General features: G+C 31.1%; 13 protein-coding genes. 6 read left to right on the top strand and 7 right to left on the bottom strand.

The window, feature by feature from the left end:
- Positions 1 to 44: 44 nt before the first annotated feature.
- The 5 genes from DL91_RS07895 to DL91_RS12935 all read right to left on the bottom strand — a co-directional run bounded on the left by DL91_RS07895 (position 45) and on the right by DL91_RS12935 (position 4,684).
- Positions 45 to 695, bottom strand: a complete 651-nt coding sequence (locus DL91_RS07895; RefSeq protein ID WP_048190980.1) for a hypothetical protein — start codon at positions 693 to 695, stop codon at positions 45 to 47.
- A gap of 13 nt (positions 696 to 708) precedes the next feature.
- The gene (locus tag DL91_RS07890; protein ID WP_048190979.1) at positions 709 to 942 is read right to left on the bottom strand and encodes a hypothetical protein; all 234 of its coding nucleotides are present in this window, start codon (positions 940 to 942) and stop codon (positions 709 to 711) included.
- 140 nt (positions 943 to 1,082) lie between these two features.
- A complete protein-coding gene (locus DL91_RS07885; protein ID WP_231551498.1) occupies positions 1,083 to 1,388 on the bottom strand; it encodes a DUF1616 domain-containing protein in 306 nt (101 codons plus the stop codon).
- Positions 1,389 to 1,589: 201 nt separating this feature from the next.
- Positions 1,590 to 2,828, bottom strand: a complete 1,239-nt coding sequence (locus DL91_RS07880) for a DUF1616 domain-containing protein (protein WP_081882645.1) — start codon at positions 2,826 to 2,828, stop codon at positions 1,590 to 1,592.
- Positions 2,829 to 2,914: 86 nt separating this feature from the next.
- Complete coding sequence (locus tag DL91_RS12935) at positions 2,915 to 4,684, bottom strand: DUF1616 domain-containing protein (protein ID WP_052374317.1); 1,770 nt, start codon at positions 4,682 to 4,684, stop codon at positions 2,915 to 2,917.
- Between the two features lie 288 nt (positions 4,685 to 4,972).
- Between DL91_RS12935 and DL91_RS07870 the strand changes: the two genes are divergently transcribed.
- Positions 4,973 to 5,887, top strand: coding sequence for a hypothetical protein (locus DL91_RS07870; RefSeq protein ID WP_048190978.1), 915 nt, complete (start codon positions 4,973 to 4,975; stop codon positions 5,885 to 5,887).
- A complete protein-coding gene (locus DL91_RS07865; RefSeq protein ID WP_048190977.1) occupies positions 5,884 to 7,815 on the top strand; it encodes a lasso peptide isopeptide bond-forming cyclase in 1,932 nt (643 codons plus the stop codon). The genes DL91_RS07870 and DL91_RS07865 overlap by 4 nt, the downstream gene beginning before the upstream one ends.
- Before the next feature lie 224 nt (positions 7,816 to 8,039).
- Here the strand turns inward: DL91_RS07865 and DL91_RS07860 are convergent, their stop codons facing one another.
- Positions 8,040 to 11,375, bottom strand: coding sequence for an Ig-like domain-containing protein (locus DL91_RS07860; RefSeq protein WP_048190976.1), 3,336 nt, complete (start codon positions 11,373 to 11,375; stop codon positions 8,040 to 8,042).
- A 338-nt stretch (positions 11,376 to 11,713) separates the two neighbouring features.
- Here DL91_RS07860 and DL91_RS07855 point away from each other — a divergent pair, with 338 nt between their 5' ends.
- From DL91_RS07855 to DL91_RS07845, 3 genes are all read left to right on the top strand, one after another.
- Positions 11,714 to 11,953, top strand: a complete 240-nt coding sequence (locus DL91_RS07855; protein WP_231551434.1) for a PqqD family peptide modification chaperone — start codon at positions 11,714 to 11,716, stop codon at positions 11,951 to 11,953.
- Positions 11,946 to 12,362, top strand: a complete 417-nt coding sequence (locus tag DL91_RS07850) for a lasso peptide biosynthesis B2 protein (protein ID WP_048190974.1) — start codon at positions 11,946 to 11,948, stop codon at positions 12,360 to 12,362. The genes DL91_RS07855 and DL91_RS07850 overlap by 8 nt, the downstream gene beginning before the upstream one ends.
- Positions 12,363 to 12,525: 163 nt before the next feature.
- The gene (locus DL91_RS07845; RefSeq protein ID WP_048190973.1) at positions 12,526 to 14,340 is read left to right on the top strand and encodes an ABC transporter ATP-binding protein; all 1,815 of its coding nucleotides are present in this window, start codon (positions 12,526 to 12,528) and stop codon (positions 14,338 to 14,340) included.
- A gap of 42 nt (positions 14,341 to 14,382) precedes the next feature.
- On the opposite strand, the gene DL91_RS07840 is transcribed toward DL91_RS07845, so the two are convergent.
- Complete coding sequence (locus DL91_RS07840; protein WP_048190972.1) at positions 14,383 to 14,805, bottom strand: FxLYD domain-containing protein; 423 nt, start codon at positions 14,803 to 14,805, stop codon at positions 14,383 to 14,385.
- 131 nt (positions 14,806 to 14,936) lie between these two features.
- Here DL91_RS07840 and DL91_RS12930 point away from each other — a divergent pair, with 131 nt between their 5' ends.
- Positions 14,937 to 16,097 (top strand): nucleotidyltransferase family protein, encoded by a 1,161-nt coding sequence (locus tag DL91_RS12930; RefSeq protein WP_052374314.1) that lies wholly within the window; start codon positions 14,937 to 14,939, stop codon positions 16,095 to 16,097.
- Positions 16,098 to 16,250 lie beyond the last annotated feature (153 nt).

Genomic DNA, 16,250 nt, shown 5'->3' with positions numbered 1-16,250 from the left:
ATATAGATAGTTATTTAATTTCTAAAAAAAAAAGAAATATTTAATTATATAGCTAAGATGTTACACAGTGTTGCCGGTGTTACAAAGACCATTGTTACTTTACCGTTTGCATCAACTGTAAAAATTTCTTCTTCGAAGATAGGTAACATAGTTGAATTATTACCAGATCCTTGAATCAATGCAGGGTCGGTACCAATTATCAATGTACTGTTTGTGATGTTTGCTGGTAGTTGATTAACAGGTAAATTTGGTACTGAAACATTGTATGCTGTATCATTAGATGTAGGATTTAAAGTTTTTGACCATCCCTGCATAACTAATTCCATAGTACTTGAGTTTGTAGTGGAATTTATTGTTTGGTTGAATAATCCTTTCCAAGCCATAACTCTGACTGTTGTTCCAGCAGGTAACTGTTGATTTCCATAACCTGCTATACTGCTTAAATCAAGGGTAACATTACCGCCTGGTTTCATATATCCATCAACATAGAAATTTTGTACTGTGCCATTTTTCAATGTCATGTTTTCTATTACTGCATTAAAATGGAACCAAGTAGATCCGTTGTTGAAAAAAGCGACTTTAGTAGATGATTGATTTACACTAGTGGAATTGGTATTACTGGTACATCCGCTCACCGCTACCGCTATTAAAGCGATTAAAACTAACAATATTATCGAATTTCTAGTGCTTTTCATAATTACTGGCTCCTTAAATTACTGTTACTACCTTATATGCCACAATAGCTACAAAAACTAATAATAATGGTACTATGGCAATATTTGATCCTTTAACAAAGGATTTTAGGTTAGTATTCTCTGTTTCTGAACTTAATACTTCTTTAAGGGCTAGTAATGCTATTAAAGCAATTACAGCGATAATACTGTAAGCCATAACCTCAGTCGTAGTTACGGTAGTTGTGGTTGTGGTTACTGTAGATATCATAACATATAGTTTTTTTTTACTAGTATATATGATTTTCTATTCTTCCCTAACAGATATGTGACTTTTTTCACGAAAAAAATGTTCATACGTGATTTTAACAGAAACTACTGTTTTAAATAACGTTTTGTTATAACTAACTATTAATTCACATTCAAATACAGTAATAGTGAACGATAAACTGTATTGTTATCCGGTAATTTATAGAGTTTAAATTCTAAAGATTGATGACCAGATATTATTGGTTGGAATGAATAATTTATCAATTTGGTTTCATTATTCACCAGCGTATAATTTTCATATGATATTATTGTACCGTTTAAAGTTGTTATCATGTTATATGTTGCTGTGGAATGTTCATGGTTAACAATCCCAATTGTAACATTTGCAGTTTCATTAACACTCAAATTGGTCGGATAATTCCCTGCCATATCACCTGCACCTAAAATATAAAACTCAGTAAATTTTTCACCATGATTAGGATTGACTATTATAAACAGTAAATGAAACTGCGACTACAAGTAAAATAATTAGAATTGCCGTTACAATTTTTTCAAAGTTCATTTTAGAAAACACCAAATATTCTTAATAATAATTTTCGGTGTTATAACATCGGATTTAGGCTTAAATATTGCATTTATAGTTCTAGTTTAAACTACGTTCACAAACAAATGTAAGGATCTGTATATATTTGTAGTATCTGGAAGTTTGTAGAGAAGGAACTCAATTTTCTTTGTGCCTGTCGAACTGACGGTGAAGTTGTATGGGATTTCCGTTTTGTTACCATTTGTTAATGTTATATTCTGTTCACTCATAATCACACCATCTGAGGTAACAACTACGTTGTAATCAACTGTTTTGTATTCATGGTTTACAACACCTATTATAACCGATGCGTTCTGTCCAACAGTTAAATTAGTCGGATAATCTGATGCTTTACCTCCGGGGCCTAAAAGATAAAATTCTGTAAATGTTTCACCCTGCTTAGGTTTGACAATTATATATGCTGTAGTTCCTATGGCTAAGATTATTGAAATGATTAATATTATTGAAAGTATTCTACTTGTTTTAGATTCTCCCTTAAACATTCCTTTAATTGAACTAAAAAATCCACCAAAGTTCACATAAAATTTTTCATCTTCTGGAACGCTTCTTCTACGGATATATGCAATTAATACCATTATAATTGTAAAGGCCGAGAGTGAAATTAGTATAGGAGTTAATCTAATTCCCCATGGTGTGTAGTTAAGCGCTAACCCTATTAATGGGGTGACTGCAATACTCAAACCGAAACTTAAAGCAGCCCGTTCAATACCATTTAAATCATCTTTTTTAGGGAACAATGCAGCTATTAACGAGTAACCTGGTATAAAAAGTATTAAAAATAGTCCTAAAATTGTTCTTATAAAAGTCTCATTCAATTTGGGAGTTACAATAAATATTATAGCCAGTAAAGTGGTTAAAAATATCAATAAAAGATCCTTTGATATGAAACTTGTTTTATCAATTGTTTTGACATCATCATCTTCATTTATTGTTGTATCTTTTTTTAATGCATTGAATGATAATAATATTGTAAAAATTCCAATTAACAGGATTGCGCTTGTTAAATTTATTCCCAGAATTTTAATATTGGTTATTAATATTAAAAGAAGAGTTAATAATACACTTATTATAATGCTCCCTATGATACGTTTCAACAACCCCAGATCATCTTTCAGAGGATATTTGGTTGCTATAAATACGTAACCTGGTAAAAACAATGCAAGAGGTATATATGAAACCAGATTAAGTGGATATTTAGTTAAAGGATATAAAATTATAGATACAATAGATACAATGGTTAATATGATTACCAGCATAATGTCTTTACGAAATGGATTTTTCATTTAGATGCCCTCTGTCCTATATTCAAGATTAATAGTATCCTATAAATATTCGATAAAAGTTCGTATTAATAAGTAGTAGATTTATTTTAAACCATGTTAACATAAATATACTGTGATCTGTAAATGTTTGTATTGTCAGGCATTTTATACAGTAAAAACTCAATTTTCTTATAACCAACAGAACCTGCAGTGAAAGTATATGGAATCTCTTTATTTTCACCTTTTGTCAGTGTTAAATTCTGTTCACTTATAACCACACCGTTAGAGTTAATAATTAGATGATAATCAACAGTTTTAGATTCATTATTTACAATGCCTAATATTACCGTACCATTTTCTCCAACAGTCAGATTCGTAGGATAAACCGATGCATTACCTACTGGACTTAAAATGTTGAAATTGGTTGATCCATTCTGATTGGGTTTGAAAATAATATAAACAGCAGTTGAAATAGCTAATATAATTGACAGGATTAAAATTATCGTAAGAATTTTCCTTGTTTTTGATCCACCAAAATTCAAATAGAACCTATCATCATCTGCTACTCTTCTCCTTCTGATAAATCCTATTAAAACCATTAGAATTGTAAAAACGGAAATTACGATTGATAATGATTTCAAACTAATTAAAACCGCTGCGGAATTAGTTAAAAATATAAATATTGCTAAACCAATTAATGGGAAAGCAAAACTCAGTGCTAAACGCTCAATACCATATAAATAATCTTTCTTTGGAAATATAACTGAAATTATAGCATATCCTGGTAAAAATAATATTAATATTATCCCCAGAACAGGTTCAAGTACAGTATTGTTTAATATTGGATTTAAAATATATATAATGGATATAACAGTTGTAATAGCTATTAATAACAGATCCAATGATTTAAAACGTATTTTAGGGCTTTCCTGTAAAGTATGTTCGTTAGTAATAAAGTTACTAGATCCTTGCTCATTGTAAATTATATCCAACTTTTTATCATCTCTAATGAGTTTTTCATTAGCTGGACTTTTGGATTCTACTTTTTCATATACAACTTCTTGTTTACTAACATCATATTTTTTACCTGGATATTTCTCTATTTTTGGAGTATTTATTCTCCTCAAAATGGTTATTATACACATTAAGCCTATAAATATTGATAATATGCTTGTAAAAACGAGTGAAGGTCCTTTTAAAGGGTTGAACTTTAATAGGAAGTAAGATACAATAAATAGCATTATTCCAAAGATCAAAGTGAGAAGTAATCTTTTAGCTTTAAGTTGCTTTCTTGGGATTAATGCTGCCCAAAATGCGTAGCCAGAAACTATAAATATTAATAAATAGCTAAAAACAGGTTTTAAAATGTAAATGAAAGAGTTCCCCATGTATTTTATGGGTATTGACAGAATAACCAGAGAGAGCAAGGTCAAAAATATAACAATAGAAATGTCTTTAATTGAATGATGAATATTATAAATCGCTATCTCTTCATTTGGTTTAAAATTATCTTCTTTTGAATTTCGCCTACTCCCTCCTAAAGCATCAATGGATAATAAAATAGTCAAAATTCCAATTAAAAGGAATACACTTGAATAACTGATTCCAATAATTTGATAATAGGATATCAATAATAAAAGAAGAGCTAACAAACCACTTATAATGATACTTCCTGAAATTCGTTTGAACATGCTCAAATCATTTTTCAGAGGATATGTGGCTACCATAAATGCGTAACCGGGTAAAAACAATCCTAGGAGTAAGTATGAAACTAAATTAATCGGATATTTATTTAATGGAAAATAAACTATACAAAACATGGATATAACTGTTAGCAGAATTATCAGTACAATGCCTTTAGGGAGTGGGTTTTTCATAGATGTTCCTCTATCTATCAGTAATCATTTAAAGTATATAACAGGTTCTAAGTTATATATTTTTGACCTAAATCTTAAATATTTGGATAAAATCATTATCTAATTGAAACTTGAATTCAAATATTCTTTCAGTATTTACAAATATGTCTATTTGGAGTTATATCCACATGATTAGAAATATCATTATTATATTTGGACTAAAAATGTGAAATTTACTATAATTACAATTCAATTCTAATTTTTTTTACAATACAATATTTTTAAATATATTGAATAGTAATTATTAATATGGCATCTGTTAAATCAAATGATTTAAGCTTCAAATACGAAGCATTTGGACTAAAGATTCATTCTACAATATCTTTACCGGAATTAACACCATCAGAATCAGAAAATGCAGACATTACCATTTATTTAGGTGAAGTTGATTTGCCTATTGAGAATGTACTGAACGAAGAGTTAAGTTATAAAGTTACAGAAAATGCTATATATAGATTTTGGGACGTAATAGGTAAATTTAAAATAAATAAGGATTCAATCATGATAGATCCCTCGTCTGAAGTCGATAAAATAATTTTAAGGAATTTTCTTTTGGGAACAGTATTTGCTACGTTTTTAATTCTAAGAGGTTTATTTGTATTCCACGCCAGTTCAGTTAATATAAACGGTTCTGCAATAGCTTTTTCCGGCTTCAGTGGCTATGGAAAATCAACAACGGCCATGGCATTTTACAACAACGGATACCCGGTTGTAGCCGATGATTACATAGCTGTTGATGTTGATAAAGACGAAATTCCACTTATTTCTCCAGGATTCCCCAGCTTAAGGCTTTCATCTAAATCAATGGATTTTATGGGTTGCACTGTTGATAAACCTAGATTAAAAATTAATAATGATAAAATCTATGCATCTGTTCCGAACAATTTTTCTAGTAATAAAATACCTCTAAAAAAGATTTATATTCTACAGAGAGGTAAAGAATCTAAAATTATTGATCTTAAATCTCCGGAAGCTTTTTTAGAACTTGTTAAAAATTCTTTTGGAATTCATATGTTTTCAAAATCAGAACTCCCAGATAATTTTTTTCAGTGTGAAAGAATTCTTAAAAATGTAGATGTATCCATTTTGGAAATACCAGATTCTCTCGAAAAAATACAAGAAGTTATAATGATAGTTGAGGAAGATTTGAGTGAAAAATTATGAGTGCTATAACTGGTATTTTTTATCGTGACGGAAGATCAGTCGATTCCAAAATGATAAAAAAAATGAATGATCAACTGAGCCACAGGGGGTTAGATGGATCAAAAACATGGTTTGAAGGCTCAGTGGCATTTGGTCACCAAATGTTACATACCACACCAGAATCCCTGCAAGAAGAATTACCATTCATAGATGACGAAACAGGACTTGTAATTACTGCAGATGCAAGGATTGACAACCGCAAAGAACTTTCAGAACTTTTAGAAATGGAAAATAATAAAAACGTGCCAGACAGCCTGTTTATCATCAGAGCCTATGAAAAATGGGGCGAATCTTGTCCTGAAAACCTTTTAGGAGATTTTGCATTTGCAATCTGGGATCCAGATAAAGAACAATTATTCTGTGCCAGGGATCATATGGGTGTTAAACCTTTCTATTATCATTTGTCAGACGATGGATTTTTCTTTGCAACTGAGATGAAGGCGCTTTTCACCATTTCTGATGTTCCTTATGAATTAAATGAACTAAAGGTAGCATTATATTTAATGCAAGAGGATACAGACAAAAAATTAACATTTTATAAAAATATTTTCTGTTTGACAGCTGCAAGATCATTACGCATCAGTCAAAATCATAATCAATTGGAAAAATATTGGGAATTAGACCCATTACATCAAATAATTTTAGATTCCGATGAAGAATATATCCAAAGATTTCAGGATATATTTGCAGAGGCTATACAATGTCGTTTAAGAAGTGCATTTCCTATAGGATTTGAATTAAGCGGAGGTTTGGATTCTTCATCGGTAGTATGTATGGCCAAAGATATATCAAAAAATGTTCATTCTAACCTAACAAATATTAATACATTTTCAATGATTTTCAATGATTTTCCTCAGGTTGATGAGAGTTATTATATAAAAAGTGTTACAGATGCTTGTGAAGCTAATCCTCAATTAATTATCAGTGATAAAATAAGTCCATTGGAAAAAATTGAAAGCATTTTATGGCATCAAGAACAGCCTTTCTATACTCCCAATATGGCAATACTTTGTAATATGTACAAAACAATGAAAGAAGATAATATACGCATTGTTTTAGGTGGTAATGGTGGTGATGAAACTGTTTCTCATGGAAAAAATTACCTCAGAGATCTTGCTACAAGTATGCAGTGGAAAAAGTTGATAAGAGAAATAAATGGTTACTCAAAACGCGTTAACATTGGTATTTTTAATTTAATTATAAAAGAAGTTCTTATACCATTAACTCCAATATTTCTGAAGAATTTTTATCATGAAATTGTACCTTTTTTAATAATGAAACGGTCTGAAAATAAATGTTTTATTCTAAATAAAGAATTTGTAAGATCAATAGATTTTGAATGTAATAATAATTCCTATTTTAATCAAAATAAAACAATTAAAACTGCTAAAGAGGCCCATTATTTTGACATTAATAATATTTCAAACCAGAGCACAATGGAAATGATAGATAAAATTGTTTCAGAATTTTCTATTGAACCTAGATATCCATTTTTTGATAAAAGATTAGTAGAATTTAGTTATGCAATACCAACAGAAATGAAATTCAGATTTGGTTGGAACAGGTATATACAGAGAATGGCAATGGATAATATTCTACCTAAAGAGGTTCAATGGCGTCCTTTAAAAAAATTTTTTAACCCAGTATATGAAAAAAATCTTTTATTATTCGAGAACAATATTTTAAAAAAGATTTTTTGCCATGAAAATCTCATGATTAAGGAATATGTCGACATAGAAATGATCAAAGAGTTTTACAAGGAATATAATTCCGGAAGGGGAGATATTGTTTCTAATCGATATATATGGTTAGTTACATTGCTTGATTTATGGTTAAATGAGAGTATAAATAAAAAAAAAATTAATTTAGTTAATGAGAGGCGGGCTTAGCCCCATCATCATATCTGCCACTTTTTTTTGTAATGGTTTTGATATTACCGTGTATTTCAACTTTAGGTTTTTTATAAACTATTTTGTTTTCACTATCCATTTTTAAGCACCAATTAATTCATACAATTAAATCATTATTCTAATTAATAAATTTTATCATCAAAAAAAAGAAGTTAAAAAATCGGAAATTTAATATCTGTCCGATTTTTAAATTTCTAGACTTTTTACGTTGCAACTGAAGAATCTTCCAAAGGTAGGGTGAGGTATGTTGTTTGTGCGTCGTTGTTGTAGTTTGGGTCTTTTTCATTTCGGGCTGTTCTTGTGGCTGTGTTTATTATGGTTCCTTCTGTTGCTGTGATTTCTGCGGTTATTACAAGTATTTTTGTTTGGCTTCCATAGTTGAAGTTTCCTATGTTCCATATTCCGTTTGTGGTTTCTGGGTTGTATGCTGGGTCATTGTCGTTCCATGTTGTTCCGTCATCGTTTGAGATGCTGTGGCTGATATATGTTAATCCTGCAGGTAATATGTCTGTTATTTGCACTCCTGTGGCGCTACTTGGTCCATTGTTATTTACTGTTATGTAATAGGTCACGTAGTGTTTGCCGTTGTTTGTGTTTGTGTTGTATGATTGATTTACTTGGATGTCTGCACAGTTTTGGCCAATTATTGGAAATGTTGATTGGTCATTTGAAGAGTTATTATCTGTTTGGTCTACTTGTTTTAGTTTAGCTATTGGGGTTAGGTCGGATGTTTTATCTCCTACTTTGGCAACTCTTAGAGTTACATAAGTCATTACGCTACCGTCTTTGGGCATATATCCGATATTCCATGTTATTATTCCTTGTTTATTTATGTTATTGTATATGTATGATAGTGTTCCAACGTTTGTGCTGCTGCCAACGTATTCAAAACCTTTTGGTATAATGTATTCTGCTACAACTCCTGTGGCTTCGTCATATATTGCTGAATTTCTTACACCCCACATGAAAACTGGTGTGTTACCCACAACAAAGGAATCCTGATACTTGTCCTCCGCTGTGAGATAATACCATCCACCATTTGAAACAGCAACATCAACAATTTTCTTGTAAATCCCTGAAATGGTGAGGTATGTTGTTTGTGCGTCGTTGTTGTAGTTTGGGTCTTTTTCATTTCGGGCTGTTCTTGTGGCTGTGTTTATTATGGTTCCTTCTGTTGCTGTGATTTCTGCGGTTATTACAAGTATTTTTGTTTGGCTTCCATAGTTGAAGTTTCCTATGTTCCATATTCCGTTTGTGGTTTCTGGGTTGTATGCTGGGTCATTGTCGTTCCATGTTGTTCCGTCATCGTTTGAGGTGCTGTGGCTGATATATGTTAATCCTGCAGGTAATATGTCTGTTATTTGCACTCCTGTGGCGCTACTTGGTCCATTGTTATTTACTGTTATGTAATAGGTCACGTAGTGTTTGCCGTTGTTTGTGTTTGTGTTGTATGATTGATTTACTTGGATGTCTGCACAGTTTTGGCCAATTATTGGAAATGTTGATTGGTCATTTGAAGAGTTATTATCTGTTTGGTCTACTTGTTTTAGTTTAGCTATTGGGGTTAGGTCGGATGTTTTATCTCCTACTTTGGCAACTCTTAGAGTTACATAAGTCATTACGCTACCGTCTTTGGGCATATATCCGATATTCCATGTTATTATTCCTTGTTTATTTATGTTATTGTATATGTATGATAGTGTTCCAACGTTTGTGCTGCTGCCAACGTATTCAAAACCTTTTGGTATAATGTATTCTGCTACAACTCCTGTGGCTTCGTCATATATTGCTGAATTTCTTACACCCCACATGAAAACTGGTGTGTTACCCACAACAAAGGAATCCTGATACTTGTCCTCCGCTGTGAGATAATACCATCCACCATTTGAAACAGCAACATCAACAATTTTTGTATATACTCCTGATTTTGTTACTGCGGATAATGAATTGCTTTGATCCTGTGATGTTCTGATTGCAGTGTTTGTAGTGGTAGTTCCTGCCATGCTTGCACTAGCGGTTCCAGTTATGATTAAAGTTGCTGATGCACCTTCATCAAGAGTTGGAATAACCCAAACACCGTTATAATATGAAGTACCTTCCGATGGAGTTACTGTAACCCCGGTTAGTCCTGCTGGCACAAAATCATTTATCATTATACCTGTGGCAGTGTTGGGTCCGTTATTCACGGCAGTAACTGTATAGGTTACAAGGTCACCGGTATTAACAGGTGAGTTTGCAGTTTGACTTAATTTTACATTTGCTGTAACGTCGGAATTTATAATTGAAATGTCTGAGACAATTTCAGATAAAATATTTTCGGCCACTAAATTTTGTCTTGGATCATTTATATTATCATATAATAAATTACCATAATCTCCACTTAAGGACGCAGTTACGGTTACACTGCTATCGATGGGTAGGTTGGATAATGTGGTAAATACTTGTCCATTTGAATCTGTAATTCCTGTAATGGTGTCCAGTATTCCCCCTGTGGTTTGGAAGTTAACTGTTGCACCTTTAAATGGTTTTCCTAGATTGTCAAGTATGGTAGCGGTTATAGTTACGGGTTGTCCATTGGCAATTCTTGTATTTTTTGGTGATACGCTGATAGTAGAAGGGTAAGACATAGAGTGAGCTGAAGCGTCACTTACAATTTCCAAAGCTCTGTTTCGTATAGCAGTTCCACCGTCAGAAGTAATTGCATCGTTTGGGGCGGTTAAAAAATGATAATATGCACTACCGGTATTTTGATTGTAATCCTGGTATTGGACTGTGGTTAGCGCCCATATAGCTGACTGTATAGCACCACCTTCCTGATTTGAAGTAGGTTTATACTTATTGATAATGTAATTAACTGCTCCCCAATCTATTTTGTTTGATAAATCTCCTGTAGTTCCTGGTAAAGGCCCATTTACTAGTAATTTATCATTTGCGTATATATTGGTATATATATCTATACAGTAAGAATTATAAACGTTTGTTGTACCATCTACTGACGTTTTTATTTGTCCCGCAAAATAATAATTATTATAATGCGTTATATAAATATTACTTCCATATCCAAGATTCCCATTCCACCATGCTTGTTTAGGTGTTATTTGAATGTTGGATGTACCATAATAATTGGGGTCAGCATGATTTGAACTAGGTGTAACAGTCACTGTATTTGTTACCGGATCGCATCCCATATACCTAGCAGTAACCCTAAATTGTGGATCTGTACTGTAAAAGTTTACAGAATAATATCCATTCTTATCTGTATTAGTGATAGCTAAAGTTCTACCACTTAATGAATTTACAGTAACTGTAGCATTAAATAAATTTCTTGGACTATGGTCATATTCTTTAACTGTTACTGTTCCAGTAATTATTGGATCTCCCTTTGAAACTGTTTTTTTAGCTTTTTTTGAATGTGTTTGCAATGTTGAAATTACTGAACTATTATTATGAGAATTAATTGTTGTTACTTGGTGTGGTGTGGCAGCTGAGGCCGTTCCACAGATAGTGATTATAAATGCAAAGGCTAAAACAAAAAGCAAAATTTGTTTATAATTTTTTATTTTTTTCCCTCCTATTTTTATTATTTTTTGAGCAATAAATTTTTATAAAAAATCGTATATATTTTTAGGTTAATCCGCCTATGATTTTCACATAACAATACTACTAAAGTGATTAAATATAAAGTTTTCTTTTCAATTATCTATCCTATGTGATAGAAATCACAAAATAAAAATAATCAATTATTTTTATTCTTCTAATGAAACAAACTTAAAAATTAATTAATATATTCACAAACATAATATATTTTAAGATAATTAAAAAGTGAAAAAATATGACAAAAATATCAATATATTCTAGTGTAGTTGTAGCAGATGATGTGGTTTCATGTGATCTCGATGGTGAAGCTGCGATATTAAACCTCAAGGATGGAGTTTATTATGGATTAGATCCTATAGGGGCTAAAATTTGGAACTTAATTCAAAAGCCTAAAACAATAGATGATGTTGTCGAAGTAATATGGAATGAATACGATGTAGATAAAAACCGATGCAAGGATGATATTTTCGAATTAGTAGAAGAGCTTTTAGATAACGGGCTGGTTAAATTTAATGAATAAAATACATAGTTTTTATAAATTATCATCAGAAAAGAAAAGTTTGTTTATTAAGAGCTTGATTTTGACAATCTTCATTCGATTATCACTTTCTTTGTTATCATTTTCAAGGGGTAAAAAGATTTCAAAAATATTTTCAATACCTCCAAATAATTCCAAAGCAACTTCAACTATTGGAGATATTATATGGTCTGTAAGAGTTGTATCCCCATATATTCCTAGAGCCACATGCCTTACCCAAGCAATAACCGGTCAAATACTACTTTCAAGATATAATCATCGGTCTAATCTTAAAATAGGTGTTATGAAAGGAGATGAATTTGAAGCTCATGCATGGTTAGAAATCGGTGATGAGATCGTATTGGGGGAATCTGAAAATGAGTTTGTGCCAATATTAGAGTTAGATCAATAAAAAAATTGTCTTCAGATATATTTAAATTTATAAAATCAAAATTTTCATAAAGATAGATTAATCTTTCTACCCACTCAAGAGGAATAATAGCATATTTTGGCATAGATTAAATTTTTTTCAAAGATTTAATCAAAAAATAATATTATAAGAATAGGGATTATTCATGATTGGAAAAATTATTCTTAATTTTAAAAAAAGTCTCTTAGGCCATTACACAAAAAACCTTATAAAATTAATGCCTCAAAAGGTAGCTATTTCTCTGTTCCTGATGGTTTTGATAAGTCTTCTTCAAGGAATTAGTTTACTATTATTAGTCCCTCTATTACAATTGGTTGGTTTGAATGTTAGTCAAGGATCTCTTGGCCAGATTGCAGGAATTGTATCCGAATTTTTCGCCATTATAAATGTACAACCTACTTTATTGTCAGTTCTGATTATTTATGTGCTAGTAATCAGTTTCATTGCAATATTATCTAGATTGCAGACACTCGGGACTTCCAATATTGAGTATCAATTTGCAGCCCAATTGCGCAAACGTCTCTACAAGGCTATTACTAATTCAAATTGGCTTTTTTTCACAAAGATGAAGTCCTCAAACTTTGCCCATGCTCTTACCAATGAGATAGAAAGAATTAGCATAGGAACTGGACAATTTTTAACATTCTTAGCTAGTATAATGATTTTGATTGTCTATATAATTTTCGCCCTGAAAATTGCAGGCATAGGCACAGGTATAATATTCCTTGTAGGGGTGACCATTCTATTAGTGCTTCGCAGAAGAGCTGTAAAATCTAGACATAGTGGTGATGAAATCACTACTACTACAAGAGACCTATACTCTTCCATCATGCAACACATGGATGGTATGAAAACTATCAAAAGTTTCGGTATGCAAGAAGAAAATATTAATATTTTCTCCAATCAAAGTAACAAAGTAGCTAATAATTACCTTGATGCCATCAAGAGTTATGCAGATGTTAAATTATTATTTGATATAGGAACTGTAATTGTACTTTCCATAATGGTACTGTTTTTAATTGAAGTAATTAAATTACCAACTGCAAGTTTATTTTTACTAATCTACTTATTTGTAGTTATGATTCCACAATTTTCAACTATACAACGCAGCTACCAATACTTCATAAACATGTTACCCGCCTTTAACAATGTAATGAATCTTGAAAAACAATGTCTTGAGAATACTGATCTTTTAGATAGTAAAGAGTGTCAAATATTGTTAAACAAGGTTATTAATCTTGAAAATGTATCATTTTCATACAGAGATGAAGAACACTTTTTAATGAAAGACTTAAATCTTGAGATACCAGTTGGAAAAAGTATAGCAATTGTAGGGCCATCAGGTGCAGGCAAAAGTACAGTAGCAGATCTTATAATGGGTTTAATTCAACCTTCTGAAGGTAAAATAACAGTTGATAGCGTTCCACTTTCTAAATTTAGTATCGGTTCATGGAGAAGTCAAATAGGATATGTGTCCCAAGAAACCTTCCTATTCAATGAAACCATAAAATTTAACCTAAATTTATCCCAACCTGAATCTAATGAAGAAGATATTCTCGACGCATTGAAACTGGCAGCTGCATATGAATTCGTTTCAAAACTCCCTGAAGGCATAAACACAGTTATAGGAGATCGTGGAGTTAAATTATCTGGCGGAGAAAGACAACGGCTCGCACTGGCACGTGCATTACTAAGAAAACCTAATTTACTCATATTAGACGAAGCAACCAGCAACTTAGATTCAGAAAATGAAAAAAAGATATTAAAAGCTATTGACGATCTTCACGGGGAAAAAACCATCTTAATCATAGCACACCGATTATCCACCATTAAAAATGCGGATTACATTTATTTAATTGACGAAGGCCAAATCTTAGAGTCCGGAACATGGGACGAACTACTAAAAAAAGAAGAAGGATGGTTTAGAGATATTTGTGAAGCTCAAGGTATAAACAATTAATTGAAAATAATAGAAACGAAATATCTCATTAAAACCCATTTATTAAAGAGTTCCCGTTGCATCAACAATTTTTACATCATATCTCACTATATTATTATTAGTGTCTGGAAACTCAACGTAAAATTCAGAAACTCCTTTAGCAGGTATTGCAGTCGGATCTAAATATACACTGTCATTCGTTGCAACCACATTACCATTTGCATCATATGCAGTTGCATTGACTTTTACATTAAAAGCATCATTAGAATTGTTATTTACTAAATAACCATCGATATAATAATATTCATTTCCATTATCCGTATCATTGTAAGTATCTGCAGTAGTATTATTTGATATTAATATTGAATTGATTGAAACTGTTTTTTCTCCGAATGTGCCGTTAGTTGCTGTTTTTGTTGTACAACCAGATATTCCCACAATAATCAATGATAAGATTAAAATCACTAGGAAATATTTTTTAAACATTACAATTCACCATTTATAAATATTGAGAAATAATTTAAAATTTTCTTTACTAATCTATCAAAGAACTAACTAGATAATAAGTGTTTCATAATAATCTAGTTATATCAAATAATTTTTTGGAGTGGATTATAATGGGCAATAATTTGGATCAGAATATCAAAATAACAAATGAAGATAAACTACTCATTCTATGCGCTCGAACTCAATTAAATCCTGAAATTAAATCCAAATTAATTAAATTATTCCATAGTGATTTAGATTGGGATTATCTAATTCAAAGAGCTTTTCAACATAAATTAACTCCATTATTATATTGGAATTTGAAAGAATTTAAGGAAGAAGTCCCTGAAAATGTTTTAAAATGTTTTAAAGAGAGTTTTAATAGAAATGTTAAAAAAAACCTTTTAATGTTAGGAGAACTACTCAAATTAGTGAATTTATTTGAAAAACATGGCTTGAATGTAATCCCCTATAAAGGCCCATTACTGGCTATTTATGCTTATAAAAACCTTGCTTTAAGGCAGTTCGATGATCTTGATATTTTTGTTGACAAAAATGATGTGTTGAAGGTAAAGGAAATACTTATTTCATATGGGTACAATCCCCAATTCGAACTTAAAGGATTCAAAGAAAAGAGATTTATTAAGTCACAACGAGAATACAAATTTAAGAATCCCGAAACTAATATTAGCCTGGAAGTACATTGGCAGTTTCAAGGAGTTTCATTCTCTTTATCTAATGATCCCCTGTTTTTGGGAGATCCAGAAAATGTTGAAATAGTTAAGATTAGCAATAAAGAAATTTCATCACTTTCACCTGAGAACATGTTACTAATATTATGTATCCATGCTTCAGGACATTATTGGGATCGTTTATCATGGATATGTGATGTATCTGAACTGATTCAATCTTATGAGATCAATTGGGAATACATCTTTGAAAAGGCTGATAAATTGGGAATTAAGCGATTAATATTAGTAAACCTCTGTTTAGCTGTGGATCTTTTAGATTTAAATCTTCCTAATACTATTCATCAACATTTAGAATCAACAACTATCCAATATTTAACTTTTAAAGTAAAAAAAAGAATTTTTATGCCGAATTATGATAGTCTATTTCAAATGGCAGATATCCGTTTCAATATCCGTGAAAAAAGATCTCATCGTATCAAAGATTTTTTAAAAATCATGTTTTTACCCACCAACGAGGAATGGGATAAATCGTCATTGAAATCATTTTTTCCACCATTTTCCTATTTTTACAGGTTTATCCAAGTTTTAACAAATTATTAAAGAATTTTAAAATCAACAAAAAATCGAGTAGAGTAATGTTTGATTACATTCGAATGATTATTAGAATTAGGACTAATTTTTGAATCCATAATCATATATATACTGTAATTAGAATTATGAATTAGTAGATTTAGAGGCGATTAATTTTACGGT

Origin of the sequence: Methanobacterium sp. SMA-27, assembly GCF_000744455.1 — an archaeon.
Lineage (GTDB): Archaea > Methanobacteriota > Methanobacteria > Methanobacteriales > Methanobacteriaceae > Methanobacterium_B.
This window is presented reverse-complemented; position numbering and strand designations above follow the sequence as displayed.